This is a genomic window from Streptomyces sp. LS1784 (assembly GCF_020103755.1).
GTDB lineage: Bacteria > Actinomycetota > Actinomycetes > Streptomycetales > Streptomycetaceae > Kitasatospora.
Window position 1 is genome coordinate 1 of sequence record NZ_JAHSQD010000943.1, and the last position, 1,938, is coordinate 1,938.

1 protein-coding gene is annotated in these 1,938 nt (G+C 77.6%); it reads left to right on the plus strand.

Annotation, left to right across the window (positions count from 1 at the left end):
• Positions 1–1,938: acyltransferase domain-containing protein (locus tag KS423_RS44485; RefSeq protein ID WP_224285368.1), on the plus strand; the 1,938-nt coding region annotated here is incomplete at both ends.

Here is a 1,938-nt window from a genome sequence, read left to right on the forward strand (position 1 = left end):
CGCGCCCTGCGCCACCGGCTGGCCGTCACGGGCCCCGACCCGGCCGCCCTGCGCAAGGGCCTGGACGCCTTCCTGGCGGGCCGGGCCACCGCCGGGGCCGTCCACCGGGAGACCGGGCGCGGCGAGGCGGCGCCGGTACTGCTCTTCACCGGTCAGGGCGCCCAGTACCGGGGCATGGCCGCCGAGCTGTACCGGGCCTTCCCGGCCTTCCGCGCCGTCCTGGACGAGTGCGACCGGCTGCACCGCGAGAACTGGGACGAGCCGCTGCTGCCGCTGCTGCTCGACGCCGCACCGCAGGGCACGCAGGACAGCTGGACCACCGAGGCGGCGCAGCCCGCGCTGTTCGCCCTCCAGGCGGCCTACCTGCAGCTCTGGCAGGAGCTCGGTGTCCGGCCGGCCGCGGTCGCCGGGCACAGCGCCGGGGAGTACGCGGCCTTCCACGCGGCCGGCGCGCTCGACCTGGCCGACGGGATGTTCCTGACCGCGCTGCGCGGCCGGCTGATGCACCGGCTGACCGAACCGGGCGCCATGACCGTGGTCTCGGCCGGCCCGGACCGGCTGGCCGGACTCGGCGACTGGCTGCCCGGGGTGGACCTGGCCGTGGTCAACGGCAGGGGCCAGTGCGTGCTGGCCGGCCCGCCACGCGAGGTCGCCGCCGCCGAGGCCGTGCTGACCGCCGACGGGGTGTCCGTCGAACGGCTGACCACCGACCGGGCGTTCCACTCCCGCCTGCTCGACCCGATGCTCGCCCCCTTCCGCGACCAGCTGGCCCGGCTGCGCCTGCGGCCGCTGGCCGTACCGCTGGTCAGCAACCTCGGCGGCGAGGTGCTGGCCCCCGGGACCGTCCCGACGCCCGAGTACTTCGTCCGGCAGACCCGGGAGACCGCCCGGTTCGACCAGGTCCTCGCCGCACTGGACGGGCAGGACCACGAGCTGTTCCTGGAGATCGGCCCGCACCCGACGCTGACCGGCATGGGCCGCCGGGAGCTGCCGCAGCGCCACTTCGTCGCCGGCGGTCGGCGCGGCGCCCCGCCGGAGCAGCAGTTCGACGCCGCCGCGGCCGCGCTGTGGTCGCACGGCGTCCCGCTCGACTGGGCCCGCTTCGCCGCCGCCCGGGACTGGCCGGACGGACCGGCTCGCCGCGTCCCGCTGCCCACCACCGTCTTCCAGCGCCGCCGCCACTGGTTCACCGCCCCTGCCCGGCCCACCACCGAGGACCCCGCCATGCACCAGGACCCACCCCAGCAGACCGCGCCGGCCGCAGCGTCGGCCGCCGCACCGACGCCGAGCCCCGAGGAGCTCGCCGAGCAGGCCGTACTGCGGCAGGTCGTCGAGCGGACGGCCCGCCAGCTCGGCTACGACGAGGCCTCGGTCGGCACGGACGAGCCCTTCTTCGACCTGGGCGCCGACTCGCTCTCGATGATCAACATGATCCGGGACCTGGAGCGCGCGTTCCGTGTGCGGGTGTCGATGCGCGAGCTGTTCGAGGCAGCGGACACCCCGGCCCGGCTGGCCGGGCTGATCGCCTCCCGGCTGGAGCCGGCGGTGCTGGCCACGCTGCTGCCGGCCGCCGAGCCGGAGCCGGTGGCGGAACCCGCGCCCGTACCCGAGCCCGCCCAGGTGACGGCTCCGGTTCCCGTCCCGACCGCCCCGATTGTCCAGGCCACCCAGGCCGCCCCGGCCGCTCCGTCCGTCCAGGCGCCGGCCCCGGTGCCCCAGCCCGTGCTCGCCGCGCCCACCGCCCCGCAGGCCCCCATCGCACTTCCCCCGGTGACCGACGGCACCGGCCTGATCGAGCGCCAGCTCGCGCTGCTCGGCCAGTTCTCCGACCTGATGCGTGACCAGCTCGGCGTGCTGGCCGGCGGCACGCCCGCACTCCCCCCGGCCGCCGCCCCCGCCGTCCTGCCCCCGGCCGCCGTGCCGGCCACCGCCCCGGTC